A 16,939-nucleotide genomic window follows, 5' to 3' on the forward strand; every position below is an offset into this window, starting at 1 on the left:
CGACAATGGTGGCGCACATGGACATTCCCCTCGGACTTACTTTCGATGACGTACTTCTGCGTCCTGCAAAGTCCGACATCGTCCCCACCCAGGCCGACACCCGCACGCGCCTGACGCGCGACATCTGCCTCAACATTCCGGTCATCTCCTCGGCCATGGACACCGTGACGGAAGCCGACATGGCGATCGTCATGGCCCAGCTCGGCGGTATCGGCGTGCTCCACCGCAACCTCACCATCGAGGAACAGTGCGCCGCCGTCCGCGCCGTGAAGCGCTTCGAGAGCGGCATGGTCGTCAACCCGATCACGATCACGCCCGACGCCACGCTGGGGGAAGCGCAGGCGATCATGCTCGCCAACAAGATCAGCGGCATTCCCGTGGTCGAGGCTTCGGGCAAGCTGGTCGGCATCCTCACCAACCGCGACGTGCGTTTCGCCGCCAACCCGGCCCAGCCGGTGCGTGAACTGATGACGCACGAGAACCTCGCCACCGTGAAGCTGGGCGTCGACCAGGAAGAAGCGCGCCGCCTGCTGCACGCCCGCCGGATCGAAAAGCTGCTGGTGGTCGATAACGATTTCCGCTGCGTCGGCCTCATCACCGTCAAGGACATCGAGAAGGCCGTCACGTACCCCGACGCCACCAAGGACGCCGCCGGCCGCCTGCGCGTCGCCGCGGCGACCACCGTGGGCGACAAGGGCTTTGCCCGCACCGAGGCGCTGCTGGCGGCCGAGTGCGACGTCGTCGTCATCGACACCGCCCACGGCCATAACAAGGACGTGGCGCTCGCGGTCGAGCGCGTGAAGAAGCTGTCGAACTCGGCCCAGGTCATCGCCGGCAACATCGCCACCGCCGAAGCGGCGCGGGCGCTGATCGACGCCGGTGCGGACTGCGTCAAGGTCGGCATCGGCCCGGGCTCGATCTGCACCACGCGCATCGTCGCCGGTGTCGGCGTGCCGCAGCTGACCGCGATCATGGATGCCGCCGAAGAGGCCGACAAGTCGGGCGTGCCGGTGATCGCCGACGGCGGTCTGCGCACGTCGGGTGACGCCGCCAAGGCGCTCGCCGCCGGCGCATCGACCATCATGGTCGGCTCGATGCTGGCGGGCACCGAGGAAGCGCCGGGCGAGACCTTCCTCTACCAGGGCCGCGCCTACAAGTCGTACCGCGGCATGGGTTCGGTGGGCGCGATGGGCCGTGGTTCGGCCGACCGCTACTTCCAGGGCGACATCAAGGACCAGATGAAGCTGGTTCCCGAAGGCATCGAAGGCCAGGTCGCCTACAAGGGCCCGGCCAAGGACGTCATCCACCAGCTGGTCGGCGGCATCAAGGCGGCCATGGGCTACACCGGCTCGGCCACGGTCGACGACCTGCGCAAGAACGCCCAGTTCGTGCGCATCACCAATGCCGGCCTGCGCGAGAGCCACGTCCATGACGTGACCATCACGCGCGAGGCGCCGAACTACCCGACGCGCTGATTTCAGCGAGCTGGGGGGTGGGAGCATGACGCCGGGTGCGCGCGTTCAGGCTGCGATCGAGATTCTGGATCTCGTGATCGCGGCCGCGCGTGCCAATGGTGCGCCTGCCGACCGGCTGATCGGGGACTGGTTCCGCACCCGCCGCTTTGCCGGCAGCAAGGACCGGCGCGCGATCCGTGAACTGACCTACCGTGCAATCCGGGCTTGCGGCGAAGTGCCGGAGACGGGGCGCGCGGCCATGCTGCGGGTTGCCGCCGAAGACCCGCAGATTGCAGCCCTGTTCGATGGCAGCGGCCATTCGCCCGCCACCATCGTCGCCGGTGAGCCGGTCGCCGAAGCGGGCCTTGCGCCGCGCTGGCTGGTCGAGCGTTTCGCCAGGAGCGAGGTGGCCGAAGCGGACGCGATGGCGCTGCTCGACCGTGCGCCGCTCGACATTCGCGTCAATACGCTGCGCGGCGGGCGTGTGGAGCTGCCCGAGGGCGGCGAGCGGTCGCTGGCCGCGCAAGGCTGGCGCTATCCGCCCGAAACCAGCATCGAGCAGACCGACGCCTATGTCCACGGTGCCATCGAGGTGCAGGACACCGGCTCGCAGCTGACCTGCGAAGTGGTCGGCGCCCGTCCGGGCGAGACGGTGATCGATCTGTGCGCCGGGGCCGGGGGCAAGACCCTCGCGCTGGCCGCGGCGATGGAGAACGGTGGCACCCTGGTCGCCTGCGATGTCGACCGTGCGCGCCTGTCGCGCCTTGCCCCGCGCGCCGAGCGGGCCGGCGCGACCAATGTCGAGACCGTGCTGCTCGATCCCAACAAGGAATCGCAGGCGCTTCAGCGGTTTGCCGGGCTGGCCGATGCCGTGCTGGTCGATGCGCCGTGCTCGGGCACCGGCACCTGGCGCCGCAATCCGGAAGCGCGCTGGCGGCTGACCGAGGCGCAATTGGCGCGGTATTCGGCAATCCAGTCGCGCCTGCTCGATGTGGCGGCCGGACTGGTTCGCCCCGGCGGGCGGCTGGTGTTTGTCACCTGTTCGTTGCTCGACGAGGAGGGGGCGGACCGGGCGGCGGCGTTCTTGCGCGGTCATCCCGGCTGGCAGGCGGACCTGCCGGAGCTGCCGGCCGGCACCGTGCGCGGGGCAGGGCTGCGCCTTTCGCCGTGGCATGACGGCACCGACGGCTTTTTCGTCGCGCGCTTCCATCGGCTGTGATAGCGTCGGCGTCATGATGAGGACCAAGCCCTCGGCCAAGGACCTGTTGATGCGTTATACGCCTGTTGCGATTGCCCTTTCTCTAGTTGCTGCCGTTTCTTCCAGCGCGATCTTCTCGCAGCCTGCCGCGGCCCTCGATCCGCGTGCTGCCACTCTGCTCGGTGAAGGGCGGGCCGCGGTTGCCGCGGGTAACATCAACGGCGCCATCGATGCCTATGAAGCGGCGTTGACGGTGGCGCCGGGTAATGTCTCGGTGCTGCTGGCGCTGGCCGATGCCACGCGCCGCCAGGGCCTTCAGGGCAAGGCCTTGCACTATTACCGGGTGGCGCTGGTAACCGATCCGCGCAACCTGGAAGCGATCGCGGGTGAAGGCATCGCGCTGGCCGAAAAGGGCGCGACCGACAAGGCCGGGCGCAATCTCGCCCGCCTGCAGACCTTGTGCGGCAAGGATTGCGCCCAGGCGCAGCAGCTGGCGGCCGAGATCTCGAAGGCCGGGGCACCGCGTGTCGTCAGTGCCGATGCAGTTGCGCCCAAGCCGGTGGTTTCGGAAAACTGATCCTTCGACAAGCTCAGGATGAGCGGACATCGTGTGGTCCGGTCATCCTGAACTGCGTCATCCTGAATTGTGCAAGTTTCGCCAGGCCCCGCTCATCCTGAGCCTGTCGAACGATTTGCACCCGGCGCCATGCCTCAGATCAGCGCGCGGAATTCTTCCAGGACCGCGCGGTAGACACGCTTCTTGAAGGGGATGATGAGGTCGGGCAGCTGCTCGGCGTCGACCCACTTCCAGTCGTTGAATTCGGCCGGCTTGTGGGCTTCCAGATCGACGTCGTTGTCGTCGCCGTCATAGCGCAGCAGGAACCAGGTCTGGCGCTGGCCGCGGTACTTGCCCTTCCACAGCTTGCCGATCAGTTCTTCGGGCAGATCGTAGAGCAGTTCCTCACGCGTGCGCGACAGCACGGTGACGTTGTGTTCGCTGACGCCGGTCTCTTCCCACAGTTCGCGCAGGGCTGCGTCCTTGAGGTCTTCGCCATCGTCGACGCCGCCCTGGGGCATCTGCCACCAGTCGCCTTCCTTGGTATCGATTCGCTTGCCGACGAAGACCTTGCCGTCAGGATTGACCAGCATGACTCCGACACAGGGGCGGTAGGGCAGGGACGCGAAATCGTTCATCGTCGGGAGAAATTCCAGATTGTGGAGAAGGAGCGCTTCGGAAAGGTCTGATCGGGGATCGCCGTGTCGAAGCGCATGCCCGGCACAATGGCGCAAGGGCGCCGCCATTGCCAGCGCGATTTATGCTTACCTAGGCCGTAAACTCATAAACGGCACCATCGAGGCGTCCAAATGGCGAACAGCTCGGGCCGAAGCGGCCGCCGGGCGGGCTGGTTGCCCGTCCAAGGCCGCTTCGGTTCGAGATGGAAGCCATTTGGTCGCCCCTTCGGGGTTTGACCAAAATGGTCCATCGCTGCGTCAGGAAGCCTAGAAATATCGACATATTCCGTCGCCTTCCTTCCTCACGCTGAACCATTTTGCCTCAAACCTCGATGGTGCCGTTTATGAGTTTACGGCCTAAACGGAAACGGGCGCTTCCTTGCGGATTGCCGATGTTTTTCCGTTTTGTGTCTGCGGCAAGCGGGCATAGTCTGGGGTCAGGGAGAGACGGCGGCAGACCGGCCCTTCCGGCGGAGGACGGTGATGACGACAATCTCATCGGTTACGGGCTCATCGGTTCCGGGCTCATCGGTTACCGGCTCATCGGTTACGGATTCGCAGGTGGGCCCGGGGAAGGTGGGGGCAGAGGCGGTGGTGGTCCGCTTTGCCGGCGATTCCGGCGACGGCATGCAGTTGACCGGCGGGCAGTTCACGCTCTCCACCGCGCTTGCCGGAAACGATCTGGCGACCTTTCCCGATTTTCCCGCTGAAATCCGCGCGCCGCAGGGCACCCTGTTCGGCGTCTCGGCGTTCCAGATCAATTTCGGCTCCAGCGAGATCACCACCGCCGGCGACGCGCCCGATGTGCTGGTGGCGATGAACCCGGCGGCGCTGAAGACCAACATTCACGCGCTGAAGCCCGGCGGCCTCGTCATCATCGACACCGGGGAGTTTACCCGGCGCAATCTCGAAAAGGCGAAGTACGAGGCCGATCCGGTGGAGGATGGCAGCCTCGCCCGCTGGGATGTGCTGGCCTTCGACATTTCCGCGCTGACGATGGAGGCGGTGAAGCCTTTCGGCCTCGGCAACAAGGAGGCGCTGCGCTGCAAGAACATGTGGACGCTGGGGCTGGCGCTGTGGATGTTCGACCGGGACCGTCAGCCGCTGGTGGACTGGTTGAACGCAAAGTTCGCGCAGCATCCGGTGCTGGCGCAGGCCAATGTCGCAGCGCTCAATGCCGGGCACGCCTATGGCGAGACGGCGGAACTGGCCGGGCCCTTGCGCAAGCAGCATATCGATCCGGTGCCGTCCGAGCCCGGCCTCTACCGCACGATCACCGGGGCGGAGGCGGTGTCGCTGGGACTGGTGGCGGGGGCGCAGCTTGCGGAACTGCCGATGTTCTTCGGCGGCTACCCGATCACCCCGGCCTCGGCGATCCTGCACCATCTGGTGAAGATGAAGGAGTTCGGCGTCACCACCTTCCAGGCCGAGGACGAGATTGCCGCGATCTGCGCCGCCATCGGGGCCAGCTATGCGGGGCACCTGGGCGTCACCTCGTCCTCGGGGCCGGGCCTTGCGCTCAAGGGCGAGGCGATGGGGCTGGCGATCATGACCGAACTGCCGCTGGTCATCGTCAATTCGCAGCGCGGCGGGCCGTCCACGGGTCTCCCGACCAAGACCGAGCAGTCCGATCTCTATCAGGCGGTCTATGGCCGCAACGGCGATGCGCCGCTGCCGGTGATTGCGGCGCGCTCGCCCGCCGATGCCTTCGAATGCGCGATAGAGGCCTGCCGCATCGCCACCCAGTTCATGACGCCGGTGATCCTGCTGACCGACGGCTATATCGGCAATGCCTCCGAACCGTGGAAAGTGCCCGACCCGGCCACCTTCACACCATTCCCGGCGCATTTCCTCGAGGGCCCGAACGGTCCCGATAACACGGTGCTGCCCTACACGCGCGACGATCGCGGGGTACGCCCGTGGATCAGGCCCGGCACGGAAGGGTTGATGCACCGCATCGGCGGCATCGAAAAGGCGCTGGGTACCGGCAATATCGACTATTCGCCGGCAGCCCATCAGGCGCAGACCGATGCCCGCAAGGCGCGGATCGACGGTGTGGCCAGGGCCATTCCGGCGCAGGATGTGTGTCTTGGTACGGAGGGCGGAACGCTGGCGGTGGTCGGCTGGGGATCGACGTTCGGGCCGATCCATCAGGCCGTGCGCCGCGCACGCCGGCGGGGGCTCGACGTCAGCCATGTCCACGTCCGCCATATCTGGCCCTTGCCCGAGAATCTGGGCGACCTGCTGGCGCGGTTCGACAAGGTGCTCGTGCCCGAAATGAACACCGGCCAGTTCAAGACCGTGCTGCGCGACCGGTTCCTGATCGATGCGGTGCCGCTGTCGAAGATCAGCGGCCAGCCCTTCGCCATCGCCGAACTGGAAGAGGCGATAGGCAGGTTCTTCGACGGCATCCCCGACAACGAGGGCGGCGTGGTTTCCGTCAACGATACCCAGCTGCCCGCGCCCGAGATCGAGCAGCCCTGAGTTTCTGGCTCAAGCCTGGAGACGATCATGAACGACATGACTCCCGTGACCACGCTGAAAGACTGGGAAACCGATCAGGAAGTACGCTGGTGCCCCGGCTGCGGCGACTATGCGATCCTGAAGGCGGTGCAGCGCACTTTGCCGATGCTCGGTGCCGATCCGAAAAACACCGTGTTCGTTTCCGGCATCGGCTGTTCGAGCCGCTTTCCCTACTATGTCGAAAGCTATGGCTTCCACACCATCCACGGCCGCGCGCCGGCGGTGGCGACCGGGATCAAGCTGGCCAACCCGGCGCTCGACGTCTGGCTGGTGACGGGCGACGGGGACGGCATGTCGATCGGCGGCAACCACACGATGCACGTGCTGCGCCGGAATCTCGATTGTCAGATCCTCCTGTTCAACAACGAGATCTACGGCCTCACCAAAGGCCAGTATTCGCCGACGAGCCGGGTGGGTACGCCTTCGCCGACTTCCCCGGTGGGCTCGGTGGATCGCCCCGCCAGTCCTTGCGCCTTTGCATTAGGCTCCGGCGCGCGGTTCGTGGCGCGGGGCTACGATGTGTCGAAGGACCTGCCCGAGGTGCTGCAGGCCGCTTACCGGCATCGCGGTGCGGCCTTCGTCGAGATTTTCCAGAATTGCATCGTCTACAACAAGGACCGCTTCGACGACTTCACGGCGAAGGCGGTGGCGGCGGATAACCAGATCCAGCTCCGCCATGGCGAGCCTTTGCTGTTCGCGAAAGAAACCAAGGGCTTGGCTCTCGATCTTGAAACGCTTTCGCTGAAGGTCGTCGATGTGGCGGACGGAGACTGGCAGGCGGCGGGCGTAGCGGTTCATAATGTGCGAAACCGGGGGCTGGCGCATATGCTGGTGGAGATGCCCTTCGGCGCGTTCCCGATGGCGCTCGGCGTGATCTATGACGATCCGGCGCCGACGTTCGAAAGCGCCGTGGTGGAGGAACGCGCGCGGCTGACGGCGGGCAAGACCGCCGATCTCGCCAGGCTGCTGGGCAAGGGGCAGACCTGGGTGGTGGAGGACAGGCACGCGCAATAGCGAGCGACGCTGGTCGAGCGTCACCCCTTGCCGGACGGATAATCCTTTCCGATATTCCGCAGTCGATGCAAGACACTGCGGTTCATGGATAATCTCACACACAGTCTGGTCGGTTGGGCGCTCGGTGAAACCGGGCTGAAGAACCGCACGCGCAAGGGGCTGGCCGCGCTGGTCCTTGCCGCCAACATGCCGGATATCGACGTGTTCTTCGGCTGGTCGCCCTGGGCGCCGCTGGCGATGCACCGCGGCTTCACCCATGGGCTGGTGGGTGGTGTCCTGCTGATGCCGCCCTTGCTGGCGGGGCTGCTCTGGCTCCTCGACCGCTGGCAGCAGAGGCGGGGAGCGGTGTTCCGCAGCGGCTTGCCGATGCGGGGCGGTTGGCTTCTGGCGCTCTGCTATCTGGGCGCGCTGACGCATCCCTTGCTCGACTTGCAGAACGTCTATGCGATCCAGTTGCTCTCGCCGATGAGCGAGGCGTGGTTCCATACCGACGGCCTGTTCATCGTCTCGCCGTGGCTGCTGGCCGTGCTGGGGGCCGGGATATGGGCAAGCCGGAGGCGGGCCAAACGGGGCGCGGCAAGGGCGGGGCGTCCTGCAAAGGCTGCCCTTGCGGGCGCATTGGGCTTCATTGCCGCCAACATCGGCATTTCGGTCCTTGCCGGCCATGCACCGTCGCAAGGGGTGCCTTATGCCGTGCCTGACCGTGTGTTCGCCTCGCCCGAGCCGCTGGCGTTCTGGCGCCGCGACGTGATCTGGCGCCAGAACGGCCATATCGGCTTCGGGCGCTACGATCCGATGCGGAGCCTGTTCACGCTGGTGGATAGCCAGCCGCCGGTTGCGGACAACATGGGCAGCGCTCTGGTGGCGAAAGCCGCGCATGCGACCCCGCAGGCGGAGAAGTTCCTCGCGTGGTCGCAGCTCCCCATGGCGCGGATCGAGCCGCATGGCTGCACCGCCAGGGTGACATTCGGCGATGCCCGCTTCACCGGGCCTGCCGTGCGGCGTAATTTCAACACCTCGGTCGACGTGCCTACGGGCGGGCCCGGATGTCATGCTCCCTGATGTCTTCGGCGGTTTCCAGCATGACTTCGGCGGGGCGGTAGAGCACGGCGCTGGCGGTGAAGGCCCAGGCCGCGCCGCCCAGCCATCCGGCCATGACGTCGCTCGGCCAGTGAACGCCAAGCCAGACCCGGCTCCAGGCGATGGCAAGGCTGAGCAGCACGGCGCCGGCAATCAGCGTGTGGCGCACGCCCGCGCGCGGGCTGAGCGCCGCGAAGGCGAGGGCCAGCGCGATATACGTCGAGGCGGAATTGAAACTGTGGCCGCTGGGGAAGCTGGCGCCGCCCGCTTCGGTAAGGTGCGGCACGATTTCAGGGCGAGGGCGCCCGACCACCGCTTTGAGCAGCGTGTTGACGATGCTGCCGCTGATGACTGTCAGCGCCAGCAGCACGGCTTCCCTGCGGCAGCGCAGCCAGACGAGCGCCACGACGGCGAGCGTCGTGAACAGCGTGATCAGCAGACTGCCGCCCATCGCGGTGAGATCGCGCACCCATTCCAGCAGCTTGACCGGGCCGAGCGGCCGCAAATCTCCCGCGCGCCAGAACAGCAGGCCGATCCGGTCGAAATGCTGGGTGCGTCCGGTGGGAACCGCCCAGACGAACGTGGCGAAGCCGGCCCAGCAGACCATGGCGGCAATTGCGGCTTTGCGGGGATCGATGCGGTGAGGGGCTTTGGGTATCGTGTTCATGAGGCTAGGAAACCGCAATGACTGACAAGCGTTCCGGCACCATGAATACTCCTGTGATCGTCTGGCTGCGGCGCGACCTGCGTCTGTCAGACCAGCCTGCCATTGTCGAGGCCGCAAGCAAAGGGCCGGTGATCCCGGTCTATGTGCTGGACGACGAGACGCCGAAACATCGCCGGATGGGCGGCGCCTCGCGCTGGTGGCTGCATCATTCGCTGGCCAGCCTCGATACGGCCTTGCGGGACAAGGGCTCGCGGCTGATCCTGCGCCGGGGCAAGTGTGAGGAGGTGTTGGCCGACCTTGCGAAGGAGACCGGCGCGGCTGAGGTTCATGCCCTCCACCACTACGAACCGTGGTGGCGCAATGCCGAGAAGGCGGTCGGCAAGGTGGCGGACCTGCATCTCCATCACGGCAACTACCTCGCGCCGCCGGGATCGGTGCTGAACGGCTCGGGCAATCCCTACCGCATCTACACGCCGTTCTGGCGGTCGCTGAACGAGCGGATGCCGCCGCATGAACCGCTGGAATGCCCGGAGAGGTTCGCCGCGCCCGCGGCATGGCAGCAGTCCGACCGGCTCGAGGACTGGAACCTGCTGCCGAGCAAGCCCGACTGGGCGGGCGGCATGCGCGAGATGTGGCAGCCGGGCGAGGAGGGGGCGCGCCAGCGGCTCGAGGACTTCGTCGAGGAGGCCGCGCGCTATGAGGCACAGCGCAATCTGCCGTCGATCGAGGGCACCTCGTTCCTCTCGCCGCATCTGCACTTCGGCGAGATTTCGCCCGCACGGATCTGGCATGCGGTGGCGGATGCGGGCGGTTCGGTCGGCACGTTCCTTGGCGAGCTGGGCTGGCGCGACTATGCGCAGAACGTGCTGTTGATCCTGCCCGATTACGGCAGCCGTTCGGCCAAGGAGGATTTCTCGTTCCTGCAATGGCGCACGGGCAAGGGCGCGGAGGAAGACCTCAGGGCGTGGCAGCGAGGCATGACGGGCTATCCCATCGTCGATGCCGGGATGCGCCAGCTCTGGCACACCGGCTGGATGCACAACCGGGTGCGGATGATCGCCGCCAGCTTTCTCATCAAGCACCTGCTGATCGACTGGCGCGAGGGTGAGCAGTGGTTCTGGGATACGCTGGTCGATGCCGACTACGGGTCCAACGCTGTGAACTGGCAGTGGAGCGCGGGCTCGGGCGTCGATGCGCAGATGTTCGTGCGGATCATGGCGCCGCTCAGCCAATCGGAGAAGTTCGACGCGGCCGCCTATATCCGAGAATGGGTGCCCGAACTCGCCGATCTCCCCGACGGCGAAATCCACGATCCCGCACCGATGGTCCGTCCCAAGGGGTATCCGGCCAAGATCGTCGAACACCGAGATGGTCGCGAGCGGGCCCTGGCGGCCTGGCAGCACGTCAAGGCAAGCGGCTAGTCCGTATGGGCAATTGCCCGGGGACACCATAGGGTTCATACTTATGCGATGAACGCGCAGGCGCCCGCACGCGGAGAGGAGCTGGTCGACGGCGGCCGTGCCATCGGCGCGGGGCCGCAGTGGCTGGCGAAGGTGTGGTCGGGCGGCGTCGCCAAGGTCCTGGACCGGATCGATGCCGGTCTGGCGCGCGGTTCGATCGAGACCAGGCTGCCTTCGGGCGAGACCCGGCTGCTCGGCGGCCGGGCGCCCGGGTTCGAGGCCCATGTCGAGATCCGCAACTGGCGGGCGCTGCTGCGGCTGGCAACGGCAGGCTCGGTCGGCTGGTATCAGGCCTGGGAGGCTGGCGAGTGGGACAGCCCTGATCCCGTGGCGATCTTTGCCCTGTTCATGAACAATGCCTTGAGCCTGGGCAACACGGCCCGCGCGCACGGCCCCTGGCGGCTGGTGAGCCGGTTCGTGCACTGGCTGCATCGCAACAGCCGCTCGGGATCCTTGCGCAACATCCACGCGCACTACGATCTAGGCAACGATTTCTACGAGGCCTGGCTGGGCAGCACGATGCTCTATTCGAGCGCGATCTACCCGCGCGAGGGCGGGCGGCCCAATGCCCTTTCGCAGTTCGTGACGCCGCTGGACGCGGCGCAGTCCACCAAGATCGCCGCGATGGCGGAGCGGCTGGCGCTGGAAGCGGGACAGAGCGTGCTGGAGATCGGCTGCGGTTGGGGCACGCTGGCGGCGTTTCTGGCCGAAAGCAAATGCGTTGCGGTGGAGGCGATCAGCCTGTCCGACCAGCAGCTCGCCTATGCGCGGGCGCGCTGGGCGCCGGGCAAGGGCGGCGTGAGGTTCCGCAAGCAGGACTATCGCGACGTCTGCGGGCAGTACGATGCCATCGCCTCGGTGGAGATGGTGGAGGCGGTGGGGCGGCGATACTGGCCCGATTTCCTCGATTGCATTGCCCGCAACCTCAAGCCGGGCGGGCGGGCGGCGATCCAGTTCATTGCCATGGATGAGCGGATCTTCGAGCCTTATGCGCGCAGTGCCGACTTCATCCAGACCTTCATCTTCCCCGGCGGCATGCTCATCAAGGAGCCCGAGTTCCAGCGCCTTGCGGCCGAACGCGGGCTATCGTGGGAGAAGCGTCATGGCTTCGCGCGGGACTATGCGCGCACGCTTCGCGAATGGCGCGATAACTTCGACGCGGCGGTCGCAGCGGGCCGGCTGCCGTCCGGCTTCGACGACCGCTTCATCCGCCTATGGCGTTTCTACCTGATGTATTGCGAGGGTGGGTTCCTCGGGGGCGGCATCGACGTTGCACAGGTCACGCTGGTGAAACGCGGCTAGGAAAAGCCCGCGCTCAGCTTCCCGAGCCGCTCCAGCGGGCAAGGATGGTCTCGAGGATGATCGGGCTGAGCAACTGTTCGAAGGAGCAGCCGACCAGCCCGTCCTGCCACCAGACCACGCGACTGGGCAGCGATTCCATGCCGGGCAGGGTCAGCCAGCAATAAGTACCCGGATGAAGGCGGCTGATCGCGGTGGCCGAGAAGCCGGAGAGCGAGAGATCGCGCACCGCGGTCTGGTAACCCTTGGTGCCCGAGGCGCGAAAGCCGGCCGGGATGGCAATCCGCACGCGCGGCGCGCTGCGGTCTTCCTGGGCAGCGACTTCGTAGCGTTGCGGCGGCTGTGTCCTGATCATCGTGGCGGTACCCGTCCCGTTGGAACGGCGCCCCTGCTTGGGGGCAAGGGGCGCCGTCCGAACGAAAGATCCCGCCGCGCGGTTACTGCCGGGTTACGAGGTCTGGTTAACGTCTTCGCGGTGGCCGCTCTCGAAGGCTTCGCCAAGCAGCGCCACCAGGCGCGCGGCGACGACTTGCGGCGGCTTGACCGAGGCAGGGGCCTCGCCCGGATAGGCGCGGGCGCGCATCGCGGTGCGGGTGGCGCCGGGATTGACCACGGCAACGCGCACTTTCGAGGTGTTGCGGGTTTCCTCGGCATAACATTCGAGCAGCATGTCGCTGGCGGCCTTGGAGGCGGCATAGGCGCCCCAGAAGGCACGCGGCTTGCTGGCGACGGTGCTGGTCATACCGATCACGCGGGCATCCTGGCTCTTGCGCAGCAGCGGATCGAAGTTGGCGATCAGCGCCTGCGTGGCGAGGACATTGGTGGTCAGCGCCTTGTTGAAGGCGCGCTGGTCGATGTCGGCCACACTGGTCAGCTCGGGCAGGATCGCCGCGTTGACGACGAGGATGTCGAGCTTGCCCCAGCGCTGCGAGACGGCGGTGGCGAGGCGGGCGATGCCGTCGGGCTCCACCAGGTCGACCGGCGCGATGGTGGCCGCGCCGCCCGACTGGTAGATCTGTTCCTCGATCGCTTCGAGCGCCTTGGTGTCGCGCCCGGTCAGCAGCACGTGCGCACCGGCCTCGGCCAGGGCGATGGCCGTGGCCGCGCCGATGCCGCGGCTCGAACCGGTGACGAGCGCCACCTGTCCGTCGAACGGCTTTGCCACGACCACTTCGCTCACGCTGCGGTCAGCTCGGTGCTGAAACGGTCGGTAAAGTCGGTCAGCTTGGTCGGATATTCGCCCGAGAAGCAGGCGTCGCAGAACTGCGGGCACTTCTTGATGCGCTTTTCCTCGCCGACCGCGCGGTAGAGACCGTCGATCGAGACGAAGGCCAGACTGTCGGCCTTGATGAAGTCCGCCATGGCCTGGATGTCCATGTTGGCGGCCAGTAGCTTCGAACGCTCCGGCGTGTCGACGCCGTAGAAGCACGAATGCTCGGTCGGCGGGCTGGCGATGCGCATGTGCACTTCGGCAGCGCCGGCGTCGCGCATCATCTCGACGATCTTCATCGAGGTGGTGCCGCGCACGATCGAATCGTCGATCAGGATGATCTTCTTGCCTTCGACGACCGCGCGGTTGGCGTTGTGCTTGCGCTTCACGTCGGCGTGGCGGGCCGCGTCACCCGGCTGGATGAAGGTGCGGCCGACATAGTGCGAACGCACGATGCCGAGTTCGAAGGGAATGCCCGACTGCTGGGCATAACCGATCGCGGCGGGCACGCCGCTGTCGGGAACCGGGATCACGACGTCGGCGGCGGCAGGCGCTTCCTTGGCCAGTTCCATGCCGATCTGCTTGCGCACGCCGTAGACCGAGCGGCCGTCCATCACCGAGTCGGGACGGCTGAAGTAGACGTGTTCGAAGATGCAGGGGCGCGGGGCCGGGTTGCCGAACGGGCGGTGGCTGGAGATCGTGCCCTTGTGGTCGACCTGGACCATCTCGCCCGGCTCGATCGAGCGGATGAATTCGGCGCCGATCACGTCGAAGGCCACGGTTTCCGAGGCGAACACGGTGGCATCGCCGATGCGGCCCATGACCAGCGGACGGATGCCCAGCGGATCGCGGCAGGCGATCATGCCTTCGGCGGTCATGCAGATCAGCGAATAGGCGCCTTCCACCATGCGCAGCGCGTCGACGAAACGGTCGAGCAGCGTGGGGTAGCGGCTGGTGGCGACGAGGTGGATGATCACCTCGGTGTCCGAGGTCGACTGGAAGATCGACCCCTTCGACACGAGATCGCGCTTCAGCGTCATCGCGTTGGAGATGTTGCCGTTGTGGGCGATCGCGAAACCGCCGTCGGCAAGGTCGGCAAAGAGCGGCTGCACGTTGCGCAGACCCGAACCGCCGGTGGTGGCGTAACGCACGTGGCCCGAGGCCATGGTGCCGGGCAGGGTATCGAGCTCGCGCTGCGAGAACACCTGCGCCACGTGGCCGAGGCCGCGGTAGGAGTGGAACTCCTGGCCCGAGAAGCTGGTGATACCCACCGCTTCCTGCCCGCGATGCTGGAGCGAGTGAAGCCCGGCGGCAGCGATATTCGCCGCCTCACGAGCACCGATTACGCCGAAGATGCCGCACTCTTCGCGCAGCTTGTCCCCGTCGGCGTCAAGGAAGGGGTTAGTCAGGTTCATGGGTGTTTTTTCCGGCCCGGTGGCACGTCAATGGCTGGCGCGCATTTGGATCGGATCGGGCGGAAATGCAAGGGGAGAAGCCAGCATCGTGGCAAGGAGCCCGGATGGCAGGGCTCCGGGGGCGCTCCGGCACGGGCTCGTCCACGCTGATGCGCCCTTCGGATGACCGGATGATGACAGTGCAGGGGGGCGTTCAAGGGCGAATCATCTCCGGCCGGGAGCGGCAGGCAAAACGGGAACCCTCCGGCGCTTCACGTATTGTTCAGCCACTCGAATCCACCCCGGCACGGGCTTGCGGTCCCGCTGGCCAGTGCGTCTACCCGTGCGCTTGCCAGTATGGGCGCATAGCCTTAATGCCGCCTCATCCCATGATCTCAGACGGACCCGTCGCTTGATCCTTTCCCCTTTCGAATGGACCATTGCCAAGCGCTACATGCTGCCCGGAAAGGGCGAGCGCTTCATCGCACTGGTTGCCGGCATCAGCCTTGTCGCCGTCATGCTCGGCGTCGCCGCGCTGGTTATCGTCATGAGCGTCATGAACGGTTTCCGCGCCGAACTCTTCGACAAGATCGTCGGCCTCAACGGCCATGCGATCGTCCAGGCCTATGGCGGGCGGCTCGACAACTGGCAGGATGTCCTGAAGGACATTCGCGCGACGCCGGGCGTCGTGCGGGCTTCGCCGTTGATCGAACAGCCGCTGGCCGTCACTTTCAATGGCCGCCTCGAAGGCGTCTCGGTGCGGGGTAACACGACCGAGGACATCGCCCGCATTCGCGACAAGGTGAAGCAGGGCAACCTTGCCGATCTGCGCCCGGGCAGTGAAACCGTGGCGATCGGTTCGGAACTGGCCAAGAACCTTGGCGCGCAAGTCGGCGACGTCATCACGCTCTATAATCCGCTGGGGCGCACGACGCCGTTCGGCACGGTTCCGCGTCAGGTTGCCTACAAGGTCGGCGCGATCTTCGAGATTGGCGTCTACGATTACGACAATACGTTCGTCATCATGCCGATGCAGGATGCGCAGACGCTGCTGCTGACCGGCGATACCGTGGGCATGATCGAAGTGACGACGACCGATCCCGACCGTGTCGAGACGATCCTCGCCCCCGTGCAGCGCAAGCTGGCAGGGCGCGCCGTCGTCACCGACTGGAAGACCATCAACGCCTCGCTGTTCGAGGCGCTGGCAGTGGAGCGCGTCGCGATGTTCGTGGTGCTGTCCATCATCGTGCTGGTGGCGGTGTTCAACATCCTTTCCTCGCTGATCATGCTGGTCCGCGCCAAGACGCGCGACATCGCGATCCTGCGGACGATGGGCGCCACGCGGCGATCGCTGCTGAAGGTCTTCGTGACGACCGGGTTCTGCATCGGCGCGCTGGGCACGGTGGCGGGCGTGGTGATCGGCTTCATCTTCCTCTATTTCCGCCAGCCCATCGTTCACGCGGTGGAGATCGTCACCGGCCAGAACCTGTGGGATCCGTCGATCCGCTTCCTGACCGAACTACCCTCCCGTTCCGACCCGGTGGAGATCGCGGTGATTTGCGTGATGTCGCTGGTCTTCAGTTTCCTTGCCACGCTCTACCCGGCCTACAAGGCGGCGAGCACCGATCCTGTGCAGGTGCTGCGTTATGAATGATCCCGTAGTGCGCCTGAAGGCGCTGACCCGCAGCTTCGAGCAAGGCGGCGTCACCATCGATGTGCTGCGCGGCGTCGATCTGGACGTGCAGCCCGGAGAGATCGTTGCGTTGCTGGGCCCGTCCGGCTCTGGCAAGTCGACCATGCTGCAGGCCATCGGCCTGCTGGAAGGCGGCTTTGGCGGTTTGATCGAGATTGCCGGCATCAATGCGTCGAAGCTGGGCAAGGACCAGCGGGCGGCGGTGCGGCGCGATCACATCGGCTTCGTCTACCAGTTCCACCACCTGCTGCCCGATTTCAACGCGATCGAGAACGTGGTGCTGCCGCAGCTCATCACCGGCAAGCCGCGCGGCGAGTGCGAGGAGCGGGCGAAGGAATTGCTGGGCGCGCTCGGCCTCGGGCAGCGCCTCGATCACCGTCCGAGCAAGCTTTCCGGCGGCGAGCAGCAGCGTGTGGCGGTCGCCCGTGCGCTGGCCAATCGCCCGCGCCTGGTGCTGGCGGACGAGCCCACCGGCAATCTCGACGAGGCGACCGCGGACAAGGTCTTTGCGCAGTTCCTCGAACTCGTGCGCGGGCAGGGCAGCGCGGCGCTGGTCGCCACCCACAACGAGCGGTTGGCGGCAGCGATGGACCGCGTGGTGCGGCTCCATGAAGGCGTACTGGCCTGAGGGAACCGGCAGGCGCATCACTCGTTGAATTCCGTGATTTCGCATACCAGATACGGTAGAACACCAGGTACTTGAGGAAAGGATCG

15 protein-coding genes are annotated in these 16,939 nt (G+C 66.3%); 10 read left to right on the forward strand and 5 right to left on the reverse strand.

Translation table 11 applies throughout. The features are described from left to right. The first annotated feature begins 17 nt into the window (after positions 1-17). From guaB to OKA11_RS15695, 3 genes are read left to right on the forward strand one after another with little or no spacing between them, the layout of a single operon-like run. On the forward strand, positions 18-1,475 hold the full coding sequence (guaB, locus tag OKA11_RS15685; protein WP_267221964.1) for an IMP dehydrogenase: 1,458 nt from the start codon (positions 18-20) through the stop codon (positions 1,473-1,475). A gap of 25 nt (positions 1,476-1,500) precedes the next feature. Continuing rightward, entirely contained in the window at positions 1,501-2,673 is a 1,173-nt protein-coding gene (locus OKA11_RS15690) for an RsmB/NOP family class I SAM-dependent RNA methyltransferase (protein ID WP_267221967.1), read from the forward strand. A 13-nt stretch (positions 2,674-2,686) separates the two neighbouring features. Continuing rightward, positions 2,687-3,229, forward strand: a complete 543-nt coding sequence (locus OKA11_RS15695) for a tetratricopeptide repeat protein (RefSeq protein WP_267221969.1) — start codon at positions 2,687-2,689, stop codon at positions 3,227-3,229. A 134-nt stretch (positions 3,230-3,363) separates the two neighbouring features. Here OKA11_RS15695 and OKA11_RS15700 read toward each other — a convergent pair whose 3' ends face one another. Continuing rightward, a complete protein-coding gene (locus OKA11_RS15700; RefSeq protein ID WP_267221971.1) occupies positions 3,364-3,846 on the reverse strand; it encodes an RNA pyrophosphohydrolase in 483 nt (160 codons plus the stop codon). Positions 3,847-4,446: 600 nt separating this feature from the next. On the opposite strand from OKA11_RS15700, the gene OKA11_RS15705 reads away from it, so the two are divergent. The 3 genes from OKA11_RS15705 to OKA11_RS15715 all read left to right on the forward strand — a co-directional run bounded on the left by OKA11_RS15705 (position 4,447) and on the right by OKA11_RS15715 (position 8,484). Beyond that, on the forward strand, positions 4,447-6,369 hold the full coding sequence (locus tag OKA11_RS15705) for a 2-oxoacid:acceptor oxidoreductase subunit alpha (RefSeq protein ID WP_379489324.1): 1,923 nt from the start codon (positions 4,447-4,449) through the stop codon (positions 6,367-6,369). A 27-nt stretch (positions 6,370-6,396) separates the two neighbouring features. After that, complete coding sequence (locus OKA11_RS15710; RefSeq protein ID WP_267221975.1) at positions 6,397-7,422, forward strand: 2-oxoacid:ferredoxin oxidoreductase subunit beta; 1,026 nt, start codon at positions 6,397-6,399, stop codon at positions 7,420-7,422. A gap of 84 nt (positions 7,423-7,506) precedes the next feature. Continuing rightward, on the forward strand, positions 7,507-8,484 hold the full coding sequence (locus OKA11_RS15715) for a metal-dependent hydrolase (protein ID WP_267221977.1): 978 nt from the start codon (positions 7,507-7,509) through the stop codon (positions 8,482-8,484). Here OKA11_RS15715 and OKA11_RS15720 read toward each other — a convergent pair. Then, a complete protein-coding gene (locus OKA11_RS15720; protein ID WP_267221979.1) occupies positions 8,453-9,169 on the reverse strand; it encodes a phosphatase PAP2 family protein in 717 nt (238 codons plus the stop codon). The genes OKA11_RS15715 and OKA11_RS15720 overlap by 32 nt on opposite strands. A gap of 41 nt (positions 9,170-9,210) precedes the next feature. Here OKA11_RS15720 and OKA11_RS15725 point away from each other — a divergent pair, with 41 nt between their 5' ends. Further along, positions 9,211-10,590 carry a cryptochrome/photolyase family protein gene (locus OKA11_RS15725; RefSeq protein WP_267222138.1) on the forward strand — a complete coding sequence of 460 codons (1,380 nt, stop codon included), beginning with the start codon at positions 9,211-9,213 and terminating at the stop codon, positions 10,588-10,590. A gap of 48 nt (positions 10,591-10,638) precedes the next feature. Next, positions 10,639-11,931: an SAM-dependent methyltransferase gene (locus tag OKA11_RS15730; RefSeq protein ID WP_267221981.1), complete on the forward strand. Its 1,293-nt coding sequence runs from the start codon at positions 10,639-10,641 to the stop codon at positions 11,929-11,931. 13 nt (positions 11,932-11,944) lie between these two features. Here the strand turns inward: OKA11_RS15730 and OKA11_RS15735 are convergent, their stop codons facing one another. From OKA11_RS15735 to purF, 3 genes are all read right to left on the reverse strand, one after another. Beyond that, complete coding sequence (locus OKA11_RS15735; protein ID WP_142632726.1) at positions 11,945-12,283, reverse strand: PilZ domain-containing protein; 339 nt, start codon at positions 12,281-12,283, stop codon at positions 11,945-11,947. Between the two features lie 93 nt (positions 12,284-12,376). Next, a complete protein-coding gene (locus OKA11_RS15740; protein ID WP_267222140.1) occupies positions 12,377-13,099 on the reverse strand; it encodes an SDR family NAD(P)-dependent oxidoreductase in 723 nt (240 codons plus the stop codon). Positions 13,100-13,104: 5 nt separating this feature from the next. Further along, positions 13,105-14,553 carry an amidophosphoribosyltransferase gene (gene purF / locus OKA11_RS15745; protein WP_142632727.1) on the reverse strand — a complete coding sequence of 483 codons (1,449 nt, stop codon included), beginning with the start codon at positions 14,551-14,553 and terminating at the stop codon, positions 13,105-13,107. A gap of 391 nt (positions 14,554-14,944) precedes the next feature. Here purF and OKA11_RS15750 point away from each other — a divergent pair, with 391 nt between their 5' ends. Further along, a complete protein-coding gene (locus OKA11_RS15750; RefSeq protein WP_267221986.1) occupies positions 14,945-16,186 on the forward strand; it encodes a lipoprotein-releasing ABC transporter permease subunit in 1,242 nt (413 codons plus the stop codon). Next, positions 16,179-16,853, forward strand: coding sequence for an ABC transporter ATP-binding protein (locus tag OKA11_RS15755; RefSeq protein ID WP_267221988.1), 675 nt, complete (start codon positions 16,179-16,181; stop codon positions 16,851-16,853). The genes OKA11_RS15750 and OKA11_RS15755 overlap by 8 nt, the downstream gene beginning before the upstream one ends. The last annotated feature ends 86 nt before the right edge of the window (positions 16,854-16,939 follow it).

The organism is Novosphingobium clariflavum, from assembly GCF_026420865.1.
In the GTDB taxonomy this organism is placed as follows: Bacteria; Pseudomonadota; Alphaproteobacteria; order Sphingomonadales; family Sphingomonadaceae; genus Novosphingobium; species Novosphingobium clariflavum.